The following is a 23,770-nucleotide window of genomic DNA, read 5'->3' as shown; positions in this document are numbered from 1 at the left end:
CAAGCCATCACGAGGCAATCAGACCTCAGGAGGAGACCCATGGAAGCCATGAGCCATTTGCGCTCGATCATGCGCGGCATGCTTGCCGGCGCAGTCTTGCTTGCGGCCACTTGCGCAAGTGCCGCACCCGCGTGGCCCGACCGGCCGCTGCGCCTGGTGGTGCCGTTTCCGGCCGGCGGTTCCTACGACATCATCGGCCGCACGCTCGCGCGCAAACTGGAACAGCGGCTGGGGCAGCCGGTGGTAGTGGAGAACATCGCCGGCGGCGCGACCGTGCCGGGCGTGTCGTCGGTGCTCAAGGAGAAGGCCGACGGCAATACGCTGCTGCTGGCCAGCGACGGCACGCTCAGTATCAATCCGTTCACGATCAAGGGCCTGCGCTATCGCCCCGAGACCGATCTGACGCCGGTGACCATCGTCAGCACCGTGCCGCACTGGATCATCACGCGCGCCGACCGCAAGGAGATGACGCTGGGTGAGCTGAAGACGCATATCCAGCGCAATCCCGGCAAGGTGTCGATCAGCATCAACGTCGTCGCGGGGGCCGCGCACCTCGGCCTGGCCGACTGGAAGCGCCGCAATGGCCTGGATTTCACTATCGTTCCGTACCGCGGCTCGCCGCCGGCCATGGCGGACCTGATCGGCGGCCAGACCTATGCGCATGTCGATGTGATCGGCTCTTCGGTCAACTACGTCCAGGATGGCAAGGCCCGGCCTCTGGCCACGCTGCAGGCGGAGCCCGTCACGCAGTTTCCCGGCCTCGAAACGCAGAAGGCGGGCGGCACGGATGCGCTGCAGGTACGCGGCAACCTGGCGCTGATGGTTAAGGCGGGCACGCCGGCTCCGGTCATCGACCGGCTCTACAAGGAAGTGAAGGCCAGCGTGCAAGAAGCGGATTTTGCCGCGCGCCTGCAGACGCTTGCCTATGAGCCGGTCCTTTCCACCCCCGAACAGGCCCGCCGCTTCCTGCAAGCGGAAACGATCCGCTACGGCGCCATTGCGCGCGCGGTCGATCTCGAATCCAACTGAACCCTTCACGCTGCGGGAGCCAGTCCATGCGTTTTGTCATTGCCCTGATGCGGCATGAAACCAATACCTTTTCGCCGATTGCCACGCCATTGAGCGCCTTTAACCGCGGCAGCACCGCCGGCCCGCTTTACGGCGACGACGCGGTGCGTGCGTGCCAGGGCACCAACAGCGCCGCGGCTGCGTTCATCGACCTGGTACGCTGCCAGGGCGACGAGTTCGTGATGCCCCTGATGGCCAACGCGGTGCCCAGTGGCATGGTGACCGCGCAGGCATTCGAGTCGATGGCGGCCAGCATTGTCGAGGCAGTACGCGCGGGCTGCGATGCGGTGATGCTGGACCTGCACGGCGCCATGGTGGCCGATGGCTATGCGGATGCCGAAGGCGAACTGCTGGCACGCATCCGTGCCGTCGCGCCCGAGGTGCCGATCGCGGTATCGCTGGATTTCCACGCCAACTTCAGCGCTGCGCTGGTTGACAACGCGACTGTGATCGCCGGCTACTGCACCTATCCCCACGTGGACGTGTACGAGACCGGCGCACGCGCCGCCCGTACCCTGATGGCGGCGCTGCGAGGCGAGGCCCGGCCGGTGTTGCTGTGGCGCACGCTGCCGATGCTCACCCACATGCTGCGCCAGACCCCGCGCGCGCAACCCATGAAGGACATCATGGAGCGGGCCATGACGGCCGAGCGCGATGGCGAAGTGCTCAACGCTTCAGTGTTCGGCGGCTTTCCGCTTGCCGATATCCCGCATACCGGCCTGGCAGTGGTGATCGTGGCGGATGCCGCCAGGATCGAAGCTGGGCGGCGCCTGCTCGACGAGCTCTGCGGCATGGCATGGGAACGCCGGGCGGATTTCGTCTTCCCGATCGAGCCGATGGCGGAATCCATCGCGCGCGCCAAGACGCTCAGCCAAGGCCCGGTCGTGCTGGTGGACCATGGCGACAACTGTGGTGCCGGCGGACCGACGGATGAAATGACGGTGCTGGGCGAAGTCCTGCGCCAAGGGCTCGAAGGCGTGGTCGCCGGGCCGTTCTGGGACCCGGGCGCCGTGGCGGAACTGATTGCCGCCGGCGTCGGGCAGTCCGTCACGCTGGATGTGGGCGGCAAGACCGACATGCCCGCGCTGGACCTGAAGGGCCGCCCGCTGCGGCTGAGCGGCCGGGTGCAGTGCATTACCGACGGCAACTACCAGGTCACCGGCCCGATGTTCACGGGCATGAAGCTGAGCCTGGGCCGCACCGTGGTGCTGGATGTCGCGGGCACGCTGGTCGTGATCTGCGAGAAGCCGCAGGAGCCGTTTGATACCGGCGTGTTCACGCACGCGGGCATCGACCTGTCGCGCCGCAAGTACATCCTGATCAAGTCGCGCCAGCACTTCCGCGCCGGGTTCGAGCCGATCGCCAGCGAGATCGTGCTGGTGGCCGGCCCCGGTGTCTGCAGCTCTGACTACAGCCAGTTTCCGTTCCGCAACCTGCGCCGCCCGATCTATCCGCTGGAAGCGCACACCGTGCCCGAAGCTGCCTGAGCGCATCCGCCGCCATCAACCGGAGTACCGCATGACCTGTTCGACCCCCTTGCGACGGCTGGCCGCCGCGCTGGCATTGGCCCTGGGTGCCAGTGCGGTTCCTGCCATGGCCGCCCCCGCCAGCGGCGACGCGCCCGTGCGCATCGTCGTCGGCTTCGCGGCCGGTGGCGCGCTGGACATCTTCGCGCGCACGCTTGCTGAAAAGCTGCGTGTCTCGCTCGACACGCCGGTCCTGGTCGAGAACCGCCCCGGGGCATCGGCGCGGCTGGCGCTGGAGAACGTCAAACGCGCGCCGCCGGACGGCAAGACGGTGCTGATCTCGCCCGCGCCGCCGTTCACTATCTTTCCGCTGACCTACAAGCGCCTGGCCTATGACCCCGACAAGGACCTGGTTCCGGTCGCCTACCTGGCCGACGTGCCGCTGGTGGCGTCTGCCAGCGTCAACCAGCCCTATCGGACCATGCCGGAATACCTGGCCTGGGTGAAGCGCAACCCGGACCAGGGAGGCGTCGGGCTGGTCACACTCGGTGGCAGCATTCATTTCGGGGTGCTGTCGCTCAGCAAGTCGATTGGCGTGCCCTTGCTGCCCACTGCCTATCGCGGCGCCGTCATGATGCTGACCGATGAGATCGGCGGCACGCTGCCGCTGGGCATCGATGCGGTGGGGGGCCAGATGGAGCTGTACCGGGCGGGCAAGATCCGTTTCCTCGGCGTCACCGGGACCCGCCGGTCGGCGCTGCTGCCTGATGTGCCAACGCTGGCGGAGGCGGGCGCGCTGGGTTTCGAGGCGGCGTCCGGCTGGTACTCGGCCTTTGTGCCGGCGGGGACGCAGCCGGCGACGGTGGCAAGGATCGAGAAGGCGCTGCTGGATGCCGTCAAGGATCCCGTGGTGCGCGACAAGATGTCGGCGCTGGGCATGGAAATGAACGGCAAGCCAGGGGATGCCCTGCGCAAGCTCATCCAGGCGCAGCGCACGCAGTGGGGCCCGGTGGTCGCGGCTTCGGGCTTTACGGCCAGCGAATGAGGCCAGTCGGCCAGGCGGGAGGGAGGGCGGCGAGTATCGCTTGCTACCTACCCCGGCTGCACAGCGCCGTGCCGCAACAGCCGGCCAACCCGCTCACGCAACATCGGCAGCACCTCGCCCTCAAACCACGGATGCTGCTTGAACCACGGCTGGTTGCGCGGCGACGGGTGGGGCAGCGGCACGAAATCGGGCGCGTAGTCCTGCCATGCCCTGACGGTCTCGGTCAGCGTCGGCTTGCGGCGCGCCCCCAGGAAATGGCGCTGCGCATACTGGCCGACCAGCAGGGTCAGTTCGATCGACGGCAGTTGCGCCAGCAGCCGGTCCAGCCACAGTGGCGCGCATTCGGGGCGCGGCGGGTTGTCGCCACCCTTGCCGCGGCCGGGATAGCAGAACCCCATCGGGATGATGGAGAACTGCGAGGCATCGCAGAACGTGGCGTCGTCGACCCCCAGCCATTGCCGCAGCCGGTCGCCGCTGGCATCGTTCCATGGAATGCCGGTTGCGTGCACGCGGCTTCCCGGCGCCTGGCCGACGACCAGGATGCGCGCGCCCGGGCCGACGCGGACGATCGGGCGCGGGCCCAGGGGCAGGTGCTGCGCACACGCGCGGCAAGCTCGCACTTCCGTGAGCAGTGCGTCAAGCGTGGCGGATGGGCCCTCAGGCGCTGGCTGGTCTGCTGGCATCGCTCATGCCGTCTGGAAACTCATCCGCTTCGCCTGCGAAATCGACATGGCCGCCACCTGCACATGCGGGGCAAGCTTGGCCTGGGCGGTTTCCAGCGTCCAGCGCGTGGACGGGACGGAGATGTTGATGGCCCCGACCGGCAGGCCGCGATGGTCGGTAATCGCGGCCGCGACGGAGATGTCGCCGACCACGGTCTGGTTCATCACCACGGCATAGCCGCGCTCGCCGGCCTCGCGCATCGCCGCCATCAGGTTGTCCGGCTGCGTCTCGGTAAAGGGCGTGATGGGCGTCAGCGCGGTGGCCCGCACCACGTCCCAGCGCTGCGCCTCGCTCAGCTTGGACAGGATCGCTATCCCGGAGGCCGTGTACACCGCGGGCAGCCGGAAGCCCACCCCGAAGTCGACATTGATCAGGTGCTGGCCGGGGAAGCGCGCCAGGAACACGATCTCGTGCCCGTCCAGTTCCTGCAGGTTGGCGGTTTCCCCCAGCGTGCGGCTGATATCGAGCAGGTACGGCGAAGCGCGCTCGACCAGGTCGTTGGAGCGCAAATAGTTGTACGACAGGCCCAGCACCTTGGAGGCCAGCCCGTACATCGCCGAATCGGGCACGCGCCGGATATAGCCGAGCTGCTCCAGCGTGTGCACCAGCCGCTGCGTCGCGCTGCGGTCAAGATCGGCCGCCCGCGCGATCTCCGCCATCGACATCAGGCGGCGGTCCGGGCCGTGGAAGGCTTCCAGCACCTGAAACGCCTTCTCCACCGAACCGACGAACAGGGACGAACGTTCGCGCCGGGCGCGCAAGCCGTTGCCTTCATGCGTTGCATCCACAAAACCTCCTGCTCGTCCTTGCTATTGTCTTGATGGTTCACAGCGCCGCCAGCCGCGCCGCATGGTCGTCCGCAAGCGCGGCCGGGTCCAGCTGCGCGGCTCGCGGTATGCCCAGCAGCCGCAGCGTGGTTTCGAATTCCGCATGCAGGATCGCCAGGACTTCGGCCACGCCGCGCGGACCGCGCGCGGCCAGCCCATACAGCGGCGCGCGTCCCGCCAGAACGCCGCGGGCGCCCAGCGCCAGCGCCTTGGCGATGTCGGCGCCACGCCGCACGCCGCCATCGACGAACACCTCCATGCTGCCCGCCGCCGCCACAATGGCCGGCAGCATTTCGAGCGCGCTGGGAGCGCCTTCCAGCTGGCGGCCGCCGTGGTTGCTGACCACGATGCCGTCCAGGCCCTGGCGCGCGGCGATTCCAGCGTCGGCGGGCGTAAGGATACCCTTGATGATGACGGGCCCGTCCCAATGCCGGCGGACCCAGGCGATGTCGTCCCAGCATAGCGCCATGTCCATCTGCCGGCTCAGGCCCGCCGCCTGCGTCTTCAGGTCTGTCGCCAGCCCGCTGCTGCGGGCCAGGTTGACCAGCTGCGGCGAGCCGCCCTGGCGCAGCATGCGCAGGCACCAGCGCGGGTGGGCCGCGAGGTCGGCCAGCAGCCGTGGCGTCCACGGCACCGGCATACGGAAGCCGTTGCGGACGTCATGGTCGCGCTTGCCGTGCACCATGGTGTCGACGGTCAGCACCAGGGCGCTGAAACCGGCGGCGCGCGCGCGCGCCATCATGCTCTCGGCGATGGCGCGGTCGCGCTGCACATAGAGCTGCAGCCACAGGTCGCCGTCGCTGGCGGCGCGCACGTCTTCGATCAGCGAAGTCGATGCGGTCGACATCACGAAGGGCAGGCCGGCGGCATGCGCGGCCCGCGCCAGCGCTTCTTCTGCCTTCGGCCAGTACAGCCCGTTCAGTCCGGTGGGCCCCACCAGCAACGGCAGGCGGTACTTGCGGCCGAAGACCTCCATGCCCGGATCGGTCTGCGTGACGTCGCGCAGGACGCGCGGGCGGAACAGCAGGGCCTGGTAGGCGGCCAGGTTGCGCGCCAGCGTGCGCCCGTCCTCGGCGCCACCCTCCAGGTAGTCGAAGGCGAAGCGCGACAGGCGGCGCCGTGCCAGTTCCCGATAGTCCTTGATCGCGGGCAGCATGGGCGTTCGCGCGTCAGGCGAAGGTGGCCTCGGCCTGCAGCCGCTGCGCCAGTTCGGCGCGCAACTGCGCCTGCAGCGCGGGCGCGGGGGCCAGCAGCGGTGCCAGCACCTTCGGCGCGGTCACGCCCACCAGGTCGAGCACGGATTTCAGCGGACCCGGGTTGGTCTCGGAGAAGGCCAGGTCCAGCAACGGAATCAGCTCGCGGTGCAGGCGCACCGCTTCAGCGGCCTTGCCGGCCACGCCGAGGTCGTAGAGGGCCCGCCAGGTGCGCGGCAGCACCGAGGCGGTTACGACCACGCCGCCCCTGGCGCCCGCCGCCATGTGCAGCGGGAACAGGCTGTCCTCGCCGCTGAACACGCTGAAGCTGTCGTCGACGCCCGCCACCACCTTGAGGAAGTGGTACATGTCGGTGTTGCAGGCCTTCATGCCGATGATGTTCTCGTGGTGCGACAGTTCGTGCAGCACCTCGGGCGCGATCGCGATCCGCGTGCGGTACGGGATCTCGTAGATCATGACCGGCACCGGCGCGGCATCGGCATAGCGCAGGAAATAGTCGCGGATGCCTTGCTGCGTCGGCGAGGTGTAATAGGGCGTCAGCACCATCAGGGCCGAGGCGCCCGCGTTGGCAAAGGCCTTGCCCGCGTCCAGTGCATCGTGGAAGCCCGGGTCGAGCACGCCGGGAATGACGGGCACCTTGCCCGCGGCGGCTTCCACGCAAACGGCCGCCATGCGGACCCGCTCCTCGCGCGACAGGGCGCCGTATTCGCCGGTGCCGCCGAGCGGCACCACGCCGGAAATACCGTTGCCAAGCAGGTAGGCCATCAGCTTGCGCGTGGCGTCCTGGTCGATCTTGTCGTCCGCCGTCACCGGCGTCGGGATGGCGGGGAAGATGCCGCGCAGGTTGGCGGCGGTAAGCTTGTGGTTCATGGGTAGGGGTATCTCAGCGCTCGGCGCTCTTGCGGCGCAGGCGTTCCGCGCAGGTGATCAGGATGGTGACGAAGACGAACAGGCAGGTAGACACCGCGGCAATCACCGGTGAAAGCTGCAGCGTCACCTCGTCCCAGAACTGCTTGGGCAAGGTGGCGCTCAGTCCGCCAGAGGCAAACAGGGCGATCGTCAGCTCGTCGAACGAGGTGGCGAAGGCGAACAGGAAGGACGAGAACAGGCCCGCGGCCAGGATCGGCAGCGTGACGTAGCGCAGCGTCTGCCACGGCCGCGCGCCCAGGCTTTGCGCCGCGAGATCGAGCCGCGTGTCGTAGTTGCGCAGTACCGCCATCATGGTCATGACGACGTAGGGCACGGCGATGACCGTATGGCCGATCATCAGGCCCAGCGAGGTGCCGACCAGCCCGACCCGGGCGAAGAAGTAGAACATCCCCACCGCGATGATCATGCGCGGAATGATGATCGGCGACAGCACGAACGCCAGCAGCAGCGACTTGGCCCGCATCTGCGAGCGCACCAGCAGGAAGGCAACCGGCGTGCCGACCAGCAGCGCCAGCACCGCGGCGCCGAGACCGACCAGCAGCGAGCGCAGCCCGGCCTGCATCCACAGCGGCGAAGCCAGCATGTCCTGGTAGTGCTGCAGGGTGAAGCCCCGCGGCGGCCAGTTCAGGCCAGAGTTCCCGGCGAACGACAGCGGGATCATCAGCAGCGCCGGCACGCTCAGAAACAGCAGCACCATCAGCACGATCGCGCGCAGCGGCAGCGAGTCGCCCGGCTGCGGTTCGCGCCGTCCGCGCGGCACCAGTGCCAGCAGCTTGTCGCTGACGGTGCCCAGCGCGCCCAGCACGTGCTCGCCGAGGCGATACAGCATGCCATCGTGCGCGCTGGGGGAGCGGGTACGGCGTTCCGCTCCCCCAGCCATCGACGATAGCCCGAGCACCTTGTCGTACAGGGCGAAGACGGCCAGCACCACCAGCAGCAGCAACACCGAGATCGACCCGGCGAACCCCCAGTTCATGGTCTGCTGCACCTGGTCGATGATCAGCTGGGCCACCATGATCTCTTTGCGTCCGCCCAGCAGCGCGGGCACGATAAAGAAGCCGACCGCGGTCACGAACACCATGATGGCGCCAGCGGCCACGCCCGGCATCGACAGCGGGAAGTAGACGCGCCAGAACGCGGTGCCGGGCCGGGCTCCCAGCGTCAGGGCCGCGCGCGGCAGGTTGCGATCGATGTTCTCCATCACCGACAGCATGGTCAGCACCGCCAGCGGCATCAGCGCGTGCACCATGGCCACTAGCACGGCCCCGAGGCTGTACAGCAGGTTCGAAGGCGCGTCCTGGATACCCGCGGCGGTCAGCAACTGGTTGACCACGCCGTTGCGGCCCAGCATCACGATCCAGGCAAAGGCCCGCACCAGGAAGCTGGTCCAGAACGACAGCAGCACCCAGAACAGCCATTTTGCCTTCCTGTCCTTGGACAGCGAAGAAATCAGGTAAGCCACCGGATAGCCGGCAACCACCGAAAGCAGCGTGGTCCACAGCGAGATCTTCAGCGTGATCAGCATCACGTCGACGTACACCGACGACGCAAACAGCTGCCGGTACTTGGCCAGCGTGAAGGCACCGTCGCTGTAGACGCTCAGCAGCAGGAGCTGGCCGACCGGATAGACCAGCAGCACCAGGAACAGCAGCACCAGCGGCGCGGCCAGCAAGGCAGGCCGCAGCCACGGGCGGCGTTGCAGGGCAAGGGCGAGGGCGGTCATACGGAATCCGGGACGGCGACAGCGTCGCCGCGCTGCCAGGTGAGCGTGACCTGCTGCCCGACCGCATGCCGCGAAGCGTCCATCGAGGTGGGGTAGGACAACACCACCGGGGTCTTGCCAGCGGCTTCGGACGCCACGTACAGCTTGGTCAGGCTGCCGGTGATCATGCTGTCCAGTACCCTGCCGCTGACGGCATTGGCGGCGGCGGTGCCATTGGCCATGGCAATGTTCTGCGGCCGCACCATGACGCGCACCTTGCCCCCGGCAGCCACCGGTGCATTGGCGACCGCGTGGGCGAGCCCGCCGCCCTGGGCCAGCGCGACCTCGACGTGGTCGCCGCGCACTTGCGTGACCGTGCCCTCGAACAGGTTCGATTCGCCCAGGAAGTCAGCGACGAACAGCGTGCGCGGGCGGAAGTACAGGTCCGACGGCGTGCCCAGCTGCTCGATCTTGCCGCCGTTCATCAGGCAGATGCGGTCCGACATCGTCATCGCCTCTTCCTGGTCGTGGGTGACATAAACGATGGTCGTGCCCAGTTCACGGTGGATGCGCTTGATTTCCAGCTGCATGTGGTCGCGCAGCTTCTTGTCCAGGGCGCCCAGCGGCTCGTCCATCAGGATGATCGAGGGCTTGTAGACCAGGCAGCGCGCCAGCGCGATGCGCTGCTGCTGGCCGCCCGAGAGTTCCTTCGGGAAGCGCGCCGCGACGTGAGGCAGGCGCACCATGTCCAGCGCTGCCAGCGCCTGGCGCTTTGCCGTGGCCGCGTCGACGCGCCGCATCTTCAGCGGAAAGGCAATGTTCTCCGCAATCGTCATATGCGGGAACAGCGCGTAGTTCTGGAACACCATGCCGATATCGCGCTCATAGGGGGCGCCATAGGTCACGTCCTTGCCATTGATCAGCAGCTGGCCGCTGTCCGGCACTGTCAGCCCTGCGATCAGGCTGAGCAGCGTGGTCTTGCCCGAGCCCGAAGGGCCCAGGAGAGTGAGGAACTCCCCTTCGGCCACTTCAAGGTCGGTGGGTGCCAGCGCGACGAAATCTCCGTAGCGCTTGCTCAGCCCGGCAATCTTGAGTTTGAAGTTCGGCATCGTGTCGTTGCTTCTGGTATCCGCTGCAGGATTCAGATCACTTGAGGATCCAGCCGTTGAATTTCTCCATCACCGCGGCCTGGTTATCGAGCCAGTATTTGGCGTCGATCTGCACGCCCGCCTTGAGGTTGTCGGCGTGGGTCGGGCAGTTCTTGGCGACGTCGGGCTTGATGTACTTAAAGGCATCGGGCTGTGTCACGCCCGCCGGGAAATATTCCACCAGCGAGGCCATGCGCTTTGGGTCGGAGGCGAACTTGATGAATTCGCGGCAGGCTTGCGCATTCGGCGTGCCGGCCAGGATGGACCAGTTGTCGACCCCCCACAGGTTCTGGTTCCAGACAATGCCGACCGGCGCGCCCGAGGCGGCAGCGCTCTGTGCGCGCGACACCCACGTTGCCACCATGTCGACCTCGCCGGACTTGAGCATCTGCTCGACCTGCGCGCCTGAGTTCCACCACACGTCGACGTTGGCCTTGATCTTCTCCAGGTTGGCGATGGCGCGGTCGACATTGAGCGGATACAGCGACGCGGTCTGCGTGCCGGCGGCCATCAGCGACTCTTCCAGCGTGTCGAACGGATGCTTGCGCAGGGCGCGGCGGCCGGGGAAGTCCTTGACGTTCCAGAAGTCGGCCCATGACGAGGGCGCCTTGCGGCCCTTGAAGGCCTCGGTGCGATAGGCCAGCACCGTGCTGTAGACGTTGGTGCCAACGCCGTAGGGCGACATGAAGTGCGCCGGAATGGTCTTGACGGTGGCATCGCCCTCCAGGCCATGCTTCTCCAGGTAGACCTTGCCGCCCTGCGTCAGCAGCAGGATCGCCGGCTGGCTGATCTTGGCCATGTCCCAGGTGTAGTTCCTGGTCTCTACCATGCTGCGGATCTGCGCCACGGGCTCGGCGTTGGCCTGCACGCCTACCACCTCGATGCCGGTCTTCTCGGTGAACGGCTTGTAATACACCGCGCTGTACGCCTTGGTGTAGATGCCGCCGTCGTCGCGCACCACGATGCGCTTGGACTGCGCGCGCGCGTATTGCAGCACGGCGGGCGCGGCCAGTGTGCCGACGCCGGCGGCAGCGACTTTGAGGGCGCGCCGGCGCGAAGCGTTGATGTGGCTGTGGTCGTTCATGCAAGCTCCCTGGTTTGCGTCAAGGTTGTGAGGGCAGGGCGGCCGGCAGCAGCCGGCCTGGGTTGAACAGGTCCGCGGGGTCCAGCAGCTGCTTGATGCCGCGCATCATGGCGATCTCGACTGCCGGCTTGAACTGCGCCATTTCGCCGGTCAGCACCTGGCCGATGCCGTGTTCGGCACTGAAGGTGCCGCCCAGTTCGTACGCCACCTGATCGATGGCATGCTTGATGCGCGCGGCGACCGCGTCGCGCTCGGGCAATGCCTGCCATTGCGCGAAAGGCACCAGCGGGATCAAGTGGACGTTGCCGTCGCCCAGGTGGGCAACCACGATGATCGGCAGGTCCGGCAGCACCGCATGCGCCGCGGCGGTGGCGCGCTCGATGAATTGCGGTACGGCCGAGACCGGCACTGCGCAATCGGTGTTCAGGCCCATGCCCGCTTTCTTGTTGCCTTCGGAGACGCTATGCCGCACCTGCCACATGGCCTCGCGCTGCCCGCCGCTGGCGGCAACCACGGCATCGTCGACCAGGCCCTCGGCCACGCCTTGCTCCAGCACTTCCTGCAACACCTGGTCGAGCAGGTCGCGCCGGCCGGTATCGGCCAGCTCCACCAGCACGTGCCACGGGTGCCTGGCAGGCAAGGGTGCGCGCCGGCCGGGCACGTGATCGAGCACGATCTGCAATTGCACGGCGTTGAGCATTTCGAAGGCGGACAGCGTGGCGCCGCAGCGCTGCTGGAAGCGACCCAGCATTTCCAGCGCCGCTTGCGGCGTGCGCACCGCCAGCCACGCCATGGCGTGCGCGGTAGGCAACGGATGCAGCTTGAGCGTGGCGGCGGTGATTACGCCCAGCGTGCCTTCGGAGCCGATAAAAAGATGCTTGAGGTCGAGGCCCGTGTTGTTCTTGCGCAGGCGGTACAGGCCGTTCCAGACCTCGCCGTCGGGAAGGACCACTTCAAGGCCGAGTACGTTGTCCCGCGTATTGCCATAGCGCAGCACGCCGGTGCCGCCGGCATTGGTGGCGATGTTGCCGCCGATCTGGCATGAGCCTTCGGCGCCCAGGCTGACCGGGTAGAGGCGGCCCTGTTCCGCCGCGGCCTGCTGGATCGCGGCCAGCACGCAGCCGGCCTCGACTTCCATCGAGTTGTTGGCGGCATCGATGGCGCGGATGCGGCGCATGCGCGCCAGGCTGATCACAACTGGTGGCATGCCCTCGGCGGCCGGCACGGCGCCGCCGCACAGGCTGGTATTGCCGCCTTGCGGCAGCACCGGTACACCGGCCACGGCGGCGGCCCGCACCACGGCCGCGACTTGCGCGGTGGTGGCGGGGAGTACCACGCACAGTGCGGGGCCGCCGTAGCGGCCGCGCCAGTCCTCGGTATAGGCGGCAACATCGGCGGGCGCGGTCAGCACCGCATCCTGTCCCAACAGGTCTTTCAGCTGCAAAACAAGCGACATGGCATGTGTCCTCGGGGCCGGTGAGAAAAATACATTCGATTGTCATAAGCATAAACATAGGTGAAATCCACATATACATAATCGCAATGCGATTAACTCAGGAAGTCGCGATTTAGGGGCGGTGCGCACGGGCGACGTACAAATGGAAGGCCGTGCCCCGCGCAGCGGCACTTTTTTCAAGCGGCGTCGGGCCCTGCGGCGAGCACCATCGATGGCAGTTGCACAGGGCTGTGGATCGGTTCTTGCGTGGCAGGCTTTGCCCGAGCCGTCACAGGAGCGCGCCATGCCGGAAGCCTTTCGCAATTCGCTTTGCCGATTCATCGTCGCCTGCTGCGTGGGCCTCGCAGCCTGCGGAGGGGGCGGAGGCGGCAGCGAGGGGGCGGGCCAGGGCGACGGGGCGGGCGGGGGCAGCGCTGGCGGCAACGGCTCGCTGGCGCTCTCGATCTCGGGCCTGCCAGCCGGTACCTCGGCGGCCATCACCGTATTGGGGCCTGGGCAGTTCCGCCAGACCGTAACCCAGTCGACCACGCTGTCCAACTTGGCGCCAGGCAGCTATACCGTCAGTGCCGCCAGCGTGCTGACGGGCAGTTCTCTGTTCAAGCCGCAGCCGCCGTCCCAGAGCATCGGGGTGGCCGCGGGCGCCCGCGCGGTGGCGAACGTGGCCTACGGTTCGCCGGAAACCGTGCAGTTGTCGCTGACGCAGGTGGCAGGCGAGTTCGCCGCGCCCATCTTCCTGACCGCGCCCGCCGGCGATGCGCGCCTGTTCGTGGTGGAACGGGCCGGCCGCATCCGGATCGTACGCGACGGCGCATTGCTGGCCACGCCCTTCCTCGATATCGCGGCGCTGACGACGACCGACGGCGAGCGCGGGCTGCTGTCGATGGCGTTCGATCCCGACTACGCGGCCAACGGCCGCTTCTACGTCTATTACACCGACACCAGCGGGGCCATCACCATCGCCCGCTACCACGTCTCGGCCGCGAATCCGGATCTCGCCGATGCCGCGGGCACGGTGCTGCTGTCGATCCCGCACCCTACCTTCTCCAACCATAACGGCGGCCAGCTCGCGTTTGGCCCGGACCGCATGCTCTATATCGGCACGGGTGACGGCGGGGGCGGTGGCGATCCGGCGGGGAACGCCCAGAACGCGGCAACGCTGCTCGGCAAGATGCTGCGCATCGATGTCGGCGGCGCGTCGGGCTACGGCGTGCCAGCCGGCAACCCGTTCATCGGCCAGACCGGCAGCCGCGGCGAGATCTGGGCGCTCGGGCTGCGCAATCCGTGGCGGTTCTCGTTCGATGCGGGGTCGTTGTATATCGCCGATGTCGGCCAGGACCTGCGCGAGGAAGTCGACGTCGCGCCGTCCACCAGCGCGGGCCTGAACTACGGCTGGAACCGGACTGAGGGCACCGCGTGCATGGGCGCGGCCACTTGCGACAAGAGCGGGCTGACCATGCCCGTATTCGAGTACGGCCACGAGGCAGGCGGCTGTGCCATTGTCGGCGGCTACGTGTACCGGGGCAGCGCCAGCCCGGCGCTGCAGGGCCGCTATTTCTACTCCGATCTTTGCACGGGCAAGCTGCAGAGCTTCATGTATCGCGACGGCATCGCCACTGAGCCGGTCGACTGGAACGTCACGGTGCCGGGCAGCGTGTTCTCGTTCGGCGTGGACAGCACGCAGGCGCTCTATGTGCTGGCCGACCCGGGCACCTCCGCGAACAGCGGGCGGGTCTACCGGATCGATGCCTCGGGCGGCACGCCCTGACGTCGCAGGGCTACCGCATCTGGCCCCGCTTCAGGCCGCGTTGGTCTTGCGGCCGACGCCCTGGATCAGCTTGTTCACGCGCGCCAGGTACTGGTCGAACATCTTGTTGGCCTGTTCCTGGCTGTCGATCGGCTGCAGCACGGTGCGGCCTTCGGCTTCCAGTTTGGCGCGGATCTCGGGCTTGGCCAGGGCTTCGCCGATCGCCTTGCGCAGCACCGCCACGCGGTCTGCCGGCGTGCCCTGCCTGACGAAATACCCGCCGCCGATGGTGTATTCGAAATCCGGCACCAGCCGGCTTTGCGAAATCAGCGGGACCGACTTGAGCGCGGGCGGCAAGGCCCGCGAGAAGCTGGTCAGGATCTTCAGCCGGCCCTGCTGCTGCATGCTGTCGAAGCTGGACTGGTAGGGCAGGATGGCGAAGTCGACTTCGCCGCCGGCCAAGCCTTGCAACGCTGGGGCGCCGCCCTTGTAGGGCACGTGCAGGAAGGTCACGCCGAGGCGCGCGGCCAGCGCATCGCCCATCAGGTGATAAATCGAATCGATGCCGACGGTGGCGTAGGTCAGCGGCTTGCCCTTGCTCTGCCGGGCGAACTCGATGAACTTGTCGAGGGTGTCCGCGGCGATGCCGTTGCGCACCATCAGCACGATGTTGGCGTCGCTGATCGGCGCGGCCAGCAGGAAGTCCTGCGGCTTGTAGCGCGCCGCGGGGTTCAGCAGCGGCGCCAGGAAGACCTCGTTGATGGAGCCATGGAAGAAGGTGTAGCCGTCGGCCGGCGCCGCCAGCACCTTGTTGGCGCCGATCAGCCCGGTGCCGCCGCCGTAGTTCTCCACCACTACCTGCTGGCGCACGCTCTTGCCGATCGATTCGCCGAAGATGCGGGCCGACGCGTCGCTGGCGCCGCCGGCGGGGTAGGGCACCACCAGCGACAGGGCCTTGGCGGGAAAGGCGTCCGCCGCAAACGCCGGCAGGCCGGCCAGTACGGATGCGCCGGCGGCCAGGCCGGCGTGTTGCAGGAAGCGGCGGCGGTTCAGTGTAGTCATGGCGATGTCTCCTCGATTCTTGTCTTAAACCAGATAGCTTTGCGCCAGGTGCGCCCACAACGCGGCGCCGACCGGCAGGGCCTTGTCGTTGAAGTCGTACAGCGGGTTGTGCACCATGCAGCCGCCGTCTTCGCCCAGGCCGTTGCCGAGCCGGATATAGGCGCCTGGCCGCTGCTCCAGCAGGTAGGCGAAGTCCTCGCTGCCCATCACCGGCGGGCGCTCGACCACGTTGTCGGCGCCCACCAGCCGGATCGCGGCCTGGCGCGCGAATTCAGTCTGCGCGGCGTGGTTGACCAGCACCGGGTATTTGCGCTCGTAGACCACCTCGGATTGCAAACGGAAGCTCTGCGCCTGCGCGGCGACGAAGGCCTGGATGCGCTCCTCGACCAGGGTGCGCACGCGCGGGTCGAGCGTGCGCACGCCGATCTTGATCGTGGCCGTGTCGGGGACCACGTTGTAGGTGGTGCCGGCCTGCAGGGCGCCGACGGTGATGACCGCCGACTTGAGCGCGTCGATCTCGCGGCTGACGATGGATTGCAGCCCAAGCACCATGCTGGCGGCGCCCTGCATCACGTCGATGCCGTGGTGCGGCATGGCGCCGTGGGCGCCGCGCCCGCGCAGCGTGACCGTGGCGCGGTCGAACGAGGCCATCGCGGGGCCGGCGATGACGCCGATCTGTCCCACCGGCAGCCCCGGCGAGTTGTGCAGGGCGTAGACCTCGTCGCACGGAAAGCGCTCGAACAAGCCGTCTTCCAGCATGCGCAGCGCGCCGCCTTCGTTCTCTTCGGCGGGCTGGAAGATCAGGTTCAGCGTGCCGTTGAAGTCGGCCGACTCGGCCAGGTAGCGTGCCGCGCACAGCAGGATCGCGGTGTGCCCGTCATGGCCGCACGCATGCATCTTGCCCGCAATGGTGCTGGCATAGTCCAGGCCGGTCTGTTCCTGGATCGGCAGCGCATCCATGTCGGCGCGGATGCCCAGCGCCTTGCCGCCTTGGCCCTTGCGCAGCGTGCCCACCACGCCGGTGGTGCCCAGGCCGCGATGCACCGCGTAGCCCCATGCCGCCAGCTGCTCGGCGACGAGATCGCTGGTCTGGCGCTCTTCGAAGGCCAGTTCGGGATGCGCGTGGATTCTGCGACGGATCGCGACGAACTCCGGCGCGAGAGTCCGGATGGATCGCTGCAGGTCGGCGGGGAGCATGGGGGTCATGGGGGCATGGGAAGGTGGTGGTTCACCGCATTCTCGCTGCAGGCGCGCGCCGAAACCATGACAACGATAGCGGTAAATCGTTGTATAAAATGCAACGATAAAAGAACGCGTGGCGCTTCCTTCAGGCGCCGCTCAACCGCCGCCGCAGGAGACCGAGACATGGAAGACGTGCTGGACCGCAAGCGGGCACTGTGCCTGCTGCAGATCATCGAAACGGGCTCGGTGCGCGGCGCCGCCGACGTGCTGGAGCTGGACCCCTCGGTGGTCAGCCGTGCCGTGGCCAAGCTGGAGCAGGACACCGGCCTGACCCTGCTTGAACGGCGCGGGCGCGGCGTGGTGGCCACCGACGCGGGACGGCTGCTGGCGCTGTTTGCGCGGCGCCAGCAGGACCTGAACGACACCTTCCTGGCCGAGGTCAACAACCTGAAGAACGCCCAGCGCGGCCACGTCGAGCTGTCCTTCGGCGAAGGCTTTGTCGACCTGGTGCTGGAACCCGTGCTGCAGGGCTTCCTGCGCAAGCACCCCGACGTCACCTGCAGCATCCAGGTGGCGGGCACCGACGAGACCGTGCGCCTGCTGCTAGAGGACCTGGCCCATATCGGCTTCGTGTTCCAGCCGCCCGACGATGCGCGGCTGCACTCGCATTACTCGCGCCTGTCGCCGATCCGCGCGCACGTGCACAAGGACCATCCGCTGGCGCGGCGCCGTCGCGCGCTGACGCTGTCGGACCTGGCGCAGCACCAGGGCGCGTTCCTGTCCGGTTCGTTCGGCGTGCGCAAGCATGTGCAGGCGGCGGAGCTGGACGAGCACATCACGCTCAAGCCGATGCTGGTGACCAACTCGTTCAAGGTGCTGTGGGAATACGCGGCGATGGGGCTGGGCTACATCCTGACGGCCCGTTCGGTGCCGCTGAAGGAACCGCAACTGCGGCAACTGGTGTCGCTGCCCATGGCCAATCCCATCCTGAACAACAGCCGCATCCATATCCTGACGCGCGCCGGCCGGCATTTGTCGCCGGTCGCGGACGGCCTGCTGCGGCACCTGGTCAAGGCGTTTCCGGCGGCGTGAAGTCGCACTGGCATGCGGCGGCGGCGAACGGAGCATTCGGGAATGGCAGAGGCGGCCAGCGCGGATTGCGGCGATCATATCTGTTGATGCCGTCCGGCCCGAGATCCGTCATATCCCCCTATCCGCCATGCACGTCCATCTGCAGTCTTCCATGCACGCCAGCCTGCAGCAGCTGTTGCTGGCGTTCCCGCTGTCGGTCGGCGCCGAGCGCGGCAGGGTGGTGGTCAGGCGGCGCGGCTACGAGCGGGTGCTGCTGCCCGGCCAGCAGGCCATCCTTGACCCGTTCGAAGCCTTTGCGCTGCACCTGGAAGGCAGTAGCGCCAGGCCCGCGGCATGCACGCTCGAGATGCTGGGGCTGAGCCCGGCACAACCGTCGGAATGCCTGCATCACCGCATTGCCAAGCGGGTTTTCCTGCAGCCGCAGTACGCCTGGAACGCGGCCTTTATCGCCGAGCGGCTCGGCATGTCGGCGGCGCAACTGCGGCGTGCGTTGTTCGCCCAGGGGACCGCGCTGACCGACCTTTGCCGCACGCAACGGCTGATGCGCCTGCTGTTCGACGTCATGGCCGGCGACGCGGCCCCTGGCGAGGCCAGGCGGCGGGTCGGGTGGCCCGCCAACGGTGATTTGGACAGCGCATTCTATGACCGCTTCGGCGTTTCGCTGGAAGCCGCGCGGCGGCTGTCCGCCGGGCACGCCGTGCCGCGGCAGCGCTCGGTGGCGTGACCCCGCGGCGCGGGCCGCGGGGGTGCAGCGCCGCGGTTTGCGAGATAATCCGGTGTTACGCCCGGGAAGGATGTCATGCGCTTTGATCTGGTCGACCTGAAACTGTTCACGCATATCGCGGAGGCCCAGAGCCTGACCGGCGGTGCGCAGCGTTCCCACCTGTCGCTGGCCGCGGCCAGCACCCGCATCAAGAACCTGGAGGAACACGTCGGGGTCAAGCTGCTGAGCCGCAGCAGCCAGGGCGTGAAGGTGACCGGGGCGGGCGAGACCCTGCTGGCCCACGCGCGCCGCGTGCTGCGCCAGCTGGAGCAGCTGAGCGGCGACCTGCAGGAATACGCGGCCGGCGTCAAAGGCCATGTGCGCGTGTTCGCCAATACCACCGCAATGAGCGAATTCCTGCCGGCGGTGCTGCGCAGCTATCTGGTCAGCCATCCGGACGTGACCATCGACATGCACGAACGGCTCAGCCCGGATATCGTGCGCGCGGTGCAGGAGGGCATCGTCGACATCGGCATCATCGCCGGCAACGTGCGCACCGAGGGGCTGCAAGTCATGCCCTACCGGCGCGACCGGCTGGTGCTGGCCACTGCGCTGAGCCACCCGCTGGCCGAGCGCGGGCGCGTGGATTTCATCGATACGCTGGACTACGACTTCATCGGCCTGCCTGAAGACAGCGCCATCCACAACTTCCTGAAGCGGGCCGCGGCGGACTTGCAGCGCAGCCTGCGCTGGCGCGTGCAGGTCAGCAATTTCGAGACCGCCTGCCGCATGATCGAGGCCAACGTGGGCGTCGGGGTGTTGCCGGAGACCACCGCGCAGCGCCATGCCAGGGCCATGGCGCTGCGCATCGTCCAGCTCGATGATGACTGGGCCGAGCGCCAGCTGCAGATCTGCGTGGCCGACCTCGACGCGTTGCCGCTGTTCGCGCGCAAGCTGGTGGACCTGCTGGTGGAAGACGGCCAGGGGCGCCAGGACTGAACTGGCTACGCCTGGCCTGCCATCAGCTGCCGCAGCTGGTGCTTCAGCAGCTTGCCGCTGGCCGTGGCCGGCATGGCCGCCACGCGCACGATCCGCTCCGGGCGCTTGTAGGGCGACAGGCGTTCGACCAGGTAGTCATGCAACGCCGGCGCGTCGAAACGCTCGCCTTGCCGGAGCTCGACGAAGGCGATCACTTCCTCATTGCCGTCCTCGGCGGGCTGGCCGATCACGGCCGACACCCGTACCGACGGGTGGGTGTTGAGTACCGATTCGACTTCGATCGGATAGACGGTGAAGCCCGAGCGGATGATCAGGTCCTTGGTGCGGCCGACGATAAACAAGGCGCCGTCGGCATCGAGCCGCCCGATATCGCCGGTGTTCAGCCACCCACCCGGCCGCAGCGCGTCGGCGGTCAGTGCCGGCGCGCGGTAGTAGCCGCGCATCACACCCGGCCCGCGGATCCAGAGCTCGCCAGTTTGCCCCGTTGGCAACGGCTTGCCGTCAGCGCCCACCACCTGCAGCTCAGCGCCCGTGACGATCTCGCCCGCGGCGCAATCGGTGCGCGGGTGGTCCATGCGTGTCACGAACATCGACCCCGCGTACTCGGTCATGCCGTACCCATGGTGCAGCGGCTGGCCGAACGCCGCTTCGACATCCTGCTTGAGCGTCGGGTCGAGCGGCCCCCCGCCGGTGTAGAGATAGCGCAGGCGCGGCGACGGCTGCAAGGCCGCGCCGGTGGCCCGCAGATGGGCCAGGATGCGGCTGAACATGGTCGGCACGCCCTGCAGCAGCGTGATCGCGCCGTCCCGGATGGCGGCGGTCAGGTCCGCCGCATTGAAGCGCGCGCACAGGTACAGGCTGGCGCCGGCGTGCAGGGTAGAGACCAGCAGCGTGCCCAGCCCGAACACATGCGACATCGGCATCACCGCGTAGGCGCAATCGTCGGCCCGCATGCGGCGCGACGCCACGGTGACATCGGCGAAGTGCAGCAGGCCGCGATGGGTGACCATCACCCCCTTGGGCTGTCCCGTGGTGCCCGACGTGTAGATCAGCGCGGCCACGTCGCGCGCCAGCGCTTCGGGCTCGCGCGCGGCGGTCCCGTCGGTGGCGCCGGCCATCAGCGGGCCCAGGCCAGGTGGGGCAATCTCCCTGGCCCGGTAATGCACGCCGTGGCGCAGCGCATCCGGCGACGCGGCGTGGGTGAACAACATCAGCCGCGGCTGGCAGTGGGCGCGGATCACTTCGATTTCGCGCTCGGACAAGCGCGCGTTGACGACCACCGGCCATGCGCCCAGCTCAGACAACGCGAATACCAGCGTGATCACGGCCAGGCAGTTCTCGGCCACCACCAGCACCCGGTCGCCGGTGCCCACGCCCTGCGACTGCAGATAGCGCTGCGCGTCCCCGATGCCGGCCCACAGTTGCGCGTAGGTGGTGGTCCGGTCTTCTTCGAAGACGGCGACATGGCCGGGGCTGTGCTCGGCCCAGTGGCGCGGGATATCGCTGATTCTGGCTTGGGGGTCGCGGTCCGGTGGCATCTTGCGGGAATCCATATAAAGGGCGGACCGTCCGGCGGGCGTGCGGCAGGAACGGGCCGGGCCGCACGCCGCCGAAGCGGGCTCAGTAGCGTTCGAACACCGCGGCAATGCCCTGGCCGCCGCCGATGCACATGGTTTCCAGGCCGTAGCGGCCGCCTCGGCGCTGCAGCTCATGCAGCAGCGTGGCCAGGATGCGCACGCCGGTAGCGCCGATCGGATGGCCCAGCGAGATGCCCGAGCCGTTCACGTTGAGCTTCTGCTCGATGGCGTCCTGGTCCTGCCAGTCCCAGCCCTTGAGCACGGCCAGCACCTGGCAGGCAAAGGCCTCGTTCAGCTCGACCAGGTCCATCTGGTCCAGGGTCAGGTTCAGGCGCGCCAGCAGCTTCTTCACCGCCGGCACCGGGCCGATGCCCATGTGCGAAGGCTCGCAGCCGGCAGCCGCCCAGCCCACCAGCGAGGCCATCGGCGTCAGGCCGAGTTCGGCGAGCTTGTCCTCGGCCACGATCAGGCAGGCGGCCGATGCATCGTTCTGCTGGCTGGCGTTGCCCGCGGTGACGGTGCCGTTCGGCATCAGCACGCGCAGCTTGGCCAGGCTCTCGAGCGTGGTCTGCGGGCGGAAGCCTTCATCACGCGTGAACGGCACCGGCTCGCCCTTGCGCTGTGGCACCTGCACCGGCACGATCTCGGCGTCGAAGCGCCCGGCCTCCCAGGCCGCGGCGGCGCGCTGGTGGCTGCGCACGGCAAAGGCGTCGGCGTCGTCGCGGCTGATGCCGTAGTCGCGCGCCAGGTTCTCGGCGGTCTCGATCATGCCGGAGATCTTGCCGAAGCGTTCCACCGGCTGCGAGCGTTCGCGGCCGCGGTCGAGGCGGTCGAAGAAGCGCACGTTGCCGGAACGGGCGCCCCAGCGCATGTCGGTGGTGTAGTACTCGATATTGCTCATGCTTTCGACACCGCCGGCGATCACCACGTCGGCGGCGCCGCTCTGCACCATCATCGATGCGGTGACGATGGCCTGCAGGCCGCCGCCGCAGCGGCGATCTAGCTGCATGCCCGGCACTTCCACCGGCAGGCCAGCCTGCAGCGCGGCCCAGCGGCCCACGCACGGCACTTCGCTGTTGGCGTAGGACTGGGCAAAGACCACGTCGTCGATGCGCGCGGGATCGATGCCGCTGCGTTCCACCACGGCGCGCACGGCGGTCGCGGCCAGTTCTTCGACCGGTACCGGGCGCAGGCTGCCGCCGAAGGTGCCGACGGGGGTGCGAAGGGGGGTGACGATTGCAGCTCTGCGCATGGAAGTCTCCTTGGAATTCGGGGGATAAATCATCAAGTTAGTCGGTCGACGCCTGCCGGGGAAGGGCAGAGACGGCGACGAAGGCCGCGCCGCACTGGCGCAGCAGCGCATGGGCCTGGCGCTCCAGGTCCGCACGGTGTTCGGGGGCAGCAAGGTCCAGCATGCGGCGCACGCGCTGCGACAGGGTCTGGCCGCGCAGGTCGGCCACGCCATGCTCGGTGACGATCAGCCCGGCATCGGCGCGGGGCGTGCTGACCGGACCGGACAATTGCGCGACGATGCGGCTCGCGCCCCTGGCGGTTGCCGGCAGTGCCACGATCGGCAGCCCGCCGCGGCTGCGCGCGGCGCCGCGCAGGAAGTCCACCGCGCCGCCCACCGCGCCGACATAGACGCCGGCGGCCACTTCGGCATTGACCTGGCCGGTCAGGTCGACCTCGATGGCGGAATTGATCGCGGTCAGCCGGTCGATGCCGGCGAGCACTTCTGGGTGGTGGGTATAGGCGGTCTCGCGCAGCTGCAGTTGCGGATTGCGATGGGCCCAGCGCCGCAGCCGTTCGCTGCCCATCAGGATGCCGCCGATGCCGATGCCGGTATCGATGCTCTTGCGTGCGTTGGTCAGCACGCCGGCTTCGGCCAGCGCGGCAATGCCGTCGCCGACCGCGCCGCTGTGCAGCCCCAGGTCGCGGCGGTCATGCAACGCTGCCACCACTGCCTCGGGCAGGTTGCCGATGCCCATCTGCAGGGTCGCGCCGTCTTCCACCCAGCCGGCGATGTGGCGCGCAATGGCTTGTTCGGCCGGGCCGGGAGCGCCGCGTTCCAGGCTGATGGGCCCGTAGCGCGCATCAACCTGCAGGTCGATCTGCTCCGCGGTGAGATAACGGCTGCCATGGGTCCACGGCACCTCGGGGTTCACTTCGGCAATGATGACGCGGGCCCGGTCGAGCGCCGCCGGCAGGTATTCATGCACCAGGCCCAGGCTGTGGCGCCCTTGTTCATCAGGCGGCGAGACCTGCACCAGCACCACGTCGGCGCGCAGCGTGCCGTGCCGGATCAGCCCCGGCAGGTGCGAATAATGGCTCGGCACGATGTCCAGCACGCCGGCACTGGCCAGCCGGCGATGCGGCCCGCTGGCGGCATAGCCGAAGAAATCGATGACGTCGGCCTGCTCCGGCTGCAGCGTATCCGACTGCCCGATGCCGACAAAGACGCTGAGCCGCCCGCCCTGCGCGAGCGCATGGCGGTGTGCCACCAGCGCGCGCGTCAGCGTCAGCGGCTCGGCGGTGGCTTGTCCCCACCAGAGGTGGTCGCCGGGGCGGATCAGGCTTTGCAGTCGGGAGGCCAGGTCGTGCATGTCCACGGGGAAACGTTAGGGCGGCACACGGCCGGAAGTGAGCCGGCATGCGCCGGATAGCCCGAAGCATGTCGCCAAAGCCGTGTTTGCGCTATTCGACAATGCCAATGGCCGGCTTTGGCGATTGCGAAAAGGCCGGAAGCGC

20 protein-coding genes are annotated in these 23,770 nt (G+C 68.1%); 7 read left to right on the top strand and 13 right to left on the bottom strand.

From position 1 onward, the window contains the following. Positions 1 to 39: 39 nt before the first annotated feature. From E5S69_RS04360 to E5S69_RS04350, 3 genes are read left to right on the top strand one after another with little or no spacing between them, the layout of a single operon-like run. Positions 40 to 1,029, top strand: a complete 990-nt coding sequence (locus E5S69_RS04360) for a Bug family tripartite tricarboxylate transporter substrate binding protein (RefSeq protein WP_171513761.1) — start codon at positions 40 to 42, stop codon at positions 1,027 to 1,029. Positions 1,030 to 1,055: 26 nt separating this feature from the next. Continuing rightward, positions 1,056 to 2,555, top strand: coding sequence for a M81 family metallopeptidase (locus tag E5S69_RS04355; RefSeq protein ID WP_171513760.1), 1,500 nt, complete (start codon positions 1,056 to 1,058; stop codon positions 2,553 to 2,555). Between the two features lie 31 nt (positions 2,556 to 2,586). Next, entirely contained in the window at positions 2,587 to 3,579 is a 993-nt protein-coding gene (locus E5S69_RS04350; protein WP_171513759.1) for a tripartite tricarboxylate transporter substrate-binding protein, read from the top strand. Positions 3,580 to 3,626: 47 nt separating this feature from the next. Here the strand turns inward: E5S69_RS04350 and E5S69_RS04345 are convergent, their stop codons facing one another. Genes E5S69_RS04345 through E5S69_RS04310 form a run of 8 tightly spaced genes read right to left on the bottom strand, consistent with a single transcriptional unit; the run spans position 3,627 to position 12,663 of the window. Beyond that, on the bottom strand, positions 3,627 to 4,262 hold the full coding sequence (locus tag E5S69_RS04345; protein ID WP_171513758.1) for a uracil-DNA glycosylase family protein: 636 nt from the start codon (positions 4,260 to 4,262) through the stop codon (positions 3,627 to 3,629). Positions 4,263 to 4,265: 3 nt separating this feature from the next. After that, positions 4,266 to 5,090: an IclR family transcriptional regulator domain-containing protein gene (locus E5S69_RS04340; protein WP_171513757.1), complete on the bottom strand. Its 825-nt coding sequence runs from the start codon at positions 5,088 to 5,090 to the stop codon at positions 4,266 to 4,268. A gap of 37 nt (positions 5,091 to 5,127) precedes the next feature. Next, positions 5,128 to 6,285, bottom strand: a complete 1,158-nt coding sequence (locus E5S69_RS04335) for an alpha-hydroxy acid oxidase (RefSeq protein ID WP_171513756.1) — start codon at positions 6,283 to 6,285, stop codon at positions 5,128 to 5,130. A 13-nt stretch (positions 6,286 to 6,298) separates the two neighbouring features. Continuing rightward, positions 6,299 to 7,213: a 4-hydroxy-tetrahydrodipicolinate synthase gene (dapA, locus tag E5S69_RS04330; RefSeq protein WP_171513755.1), complete on the bottom strand. Its 915-nt coding sequence runs from the start codon at positions 7,211 to 7,213 to the stop codon at positions 6,299 to 6,301. Positions 7,214 to 7,226: 13 nt separating this feature from the next. Continuing rightward, entirely contained in the window at positions 7,227 to 8,996 is a 1,770-nt protein-coding gene (locus E5S69_RS04325) for an ABC transporter permease subunit (RefSeq protein ID WP_171513754.1), read from the bottom strand. Beyond that, the gene (locus E5S69_RS04320) at positions 8,993 to 10,084 is read right to left on the bottom strand and encodes an ABC transporter ATP-binding protein (protein WP_171513753.1); all 1,092 of its coding nucleotides are present in this window, start codon (positions 10,082 to 10,084) and stop codon (positions 8,993 to 8,995) included. Before E5S69_RS04320 ends, E5S69_RS04325 begins: the two co-directional genes overlap by 4 nt. A 37-nt stretch (positions 10,085 to 10,121) precedes the next feature. Next, positions 10,122 to 11,207 carry an ABC transporter substrate-binding protein gene (locus tag E5S69_RS04315; RefSeq protein ID WP_171513752.1) on the bottom strand — a complete coding sequence of 362 codons (1,086 nt, stop codon included), beginning with the start codon at positions 11,205 to 11,207 and terminating at the stop codon, positions 10,122 to 10,124. A 19-nt stretch (positions 11,208 to 11,226) separates the two neighbouring features. Beyond that, the gene (locus tag E5S69_RS04310) at positions 11,227 to 12,663 is read right to left on the bottom strand and encodes an FAD-binding oxidoreductase (RefSeq protein ID WP_171513751.1); all 1,437 of its coding nucleotides are present in this window, start codon (positions 12,661 to 12,663) and stop codon (positions 11,227 to 11,229) included. Positions 12,664 to 12,946: 283 nt separating this feature from the next. Here E5S69_RS04310 and E5S69_RS04305 point away from each other — a divergent pair, with 283 nt between their 5' ends. Continuing rightward, complete coding sequence (locus E5S69_RS04305) at positions 12,947 to 14,428, top strand: PQQ-dependent sugar dehydrogenase (protein ID WP_171513750.1); 1,482 nt, start codon at positions 12,947 to 12,949, stop codon at positions 14,426 to 14,428. A 30-nt stretch (positions 14,429 to 14,458) separates the two neighbouring features. Here the strand turns inward: E5S69_RS04305 and E5S69_RS04300 are convergent, their stop codons facing one another. Together E5S69_RS04300 and E5S69_RS04295 are read right to left on the bottom strand one after the other, a co-directional pair. Continuing rightward, positions 14,459 to 15,469, bottom strand: a complete 1,011-nt coding sequence (locus tag E5S69_RS04300) for a tripartite tricarboxylate transporter substrate binding protein (RefSeq protein ID WP_171513749.1) — start codon at positions 15,467 to 15,469, stop codon at positions 14,459 to 14,461. Between the two features lie 24 nt (positions 15,470 to 15,493). Continuing rightward, entirely contained in the window at positions 15,494 to 16,675 is a 1,182-nt protein-coding gene (locus E5S69_RS04295) for a M20 aminoacylase family protein (RefSeq protein ID WP_171513748.1), read from the bottom strand. 159 nt (positions 16,676 to 16,834) lie between these two features. On the opposite strand from E5S69_RS04295, the gene E5S69_RS04290 reads away from it, so the two are divergent. From E5S69_RS04290 to E5S69_RS04280, 3 genes are all read left to right on the top strand, one after another. Next, on the top strand, positions 16,835 to 17,743 hold the full coding sequence (locus E5S69_RS04290; protein WP_171513747.1) for a LysR family transcriptional regulator: 909 nt from the start codon (positions 16,835 to 16,837) through the stop codon (positions 17,741 to 17,743). A 151-nt stretch (positions 17,744 to 17,894) separates the two neighbouring features. Then, entirely contained in the window at positions 17,895 to 18,467 is a 573-nt protein-coding gene (locus E5S69_RS04285) for an AraC family transcriptional regulator (RefSeq protein WP_236901196.1), read from the top strand. A 75-nt stretch (positions 18,468 to 18,542) separates the two neighbouring features. Beyond that, positions 18,543 to 19,445, top strand: coding sequence for a LysR substrate-binding domain-containing protein (locus E5S69_RS04280; protein ID WP_171513745.1), 903 nt, complete (start codon positions 18,543 to 18,545; stop codon positions 19,443 to 19,445). A gap of 5 nt (positions 19,446 to 19,450) precedes the next feature. Here the strand turns inward: E5S69_RS04280 and E5S69_RS04275 are convergent, their stop codons facing one another. The 3 genes from E5S69_RS04275 to E5S69_RS04265 form a co-directional block, all read right to left on the bottom strand. Further along, positions 19,451 to 20,983 (bottom strand): class I adenylate-forming enzyme family protein, encoded by a 1,533-nt coding sequence (locus tag E5S69_RS04275; RefSeq protein ID WP_171513744.1) that lies wholly within the window; start codon positions 20,981 to 20,983, stop codon positions 19,451 to 19,453. Between the two features lie 82 nt (positions 20,984 to 21,065). After that, positions 21,066 to 22,274, bottom strand: a complete 1,209-nt coding sequence (locus tag E5S69_RS04270; protein ID WP_171513743.1) for an acetyl-CoA C-acetyltransferase — start codon at positions 22,272 to 22,274, stop codon at positions 21,066 to 21,068. Between the two features lie 37 nt (positions 22,275 to 22,311). After that, positions 22,312 to 23,625: an acetyl-CoA hydrolase/transferase family protein gene (locus E5S69_RS04265; RefSeq protein WP_171513927.1), complete on the bottom strand. Its 1,314-nt coding sequence runs from the start codon at positions 23,623 to 23,625 to the stop codon at positions 22,312 to 22,314. Positions 23,626 to 23,770: the final 145 nt, after the last annotated feature.

The sequence above is a fragment of the Cupriavidus necator genome, from assembly GCF_013141915.1.
GTDB classification, from domain to species: domain Bacteria; phylum Pseudomonadota; class Gammaproteobacteria; order Burkholderiales; family Burkholderiaceae; genus Cupriavidus; species Cupriavidus necator_B.
Note: the sequence above shows the minus strand (reverse complement) of the source record. Positions and strands in the feature narration are given on the sequence as shown.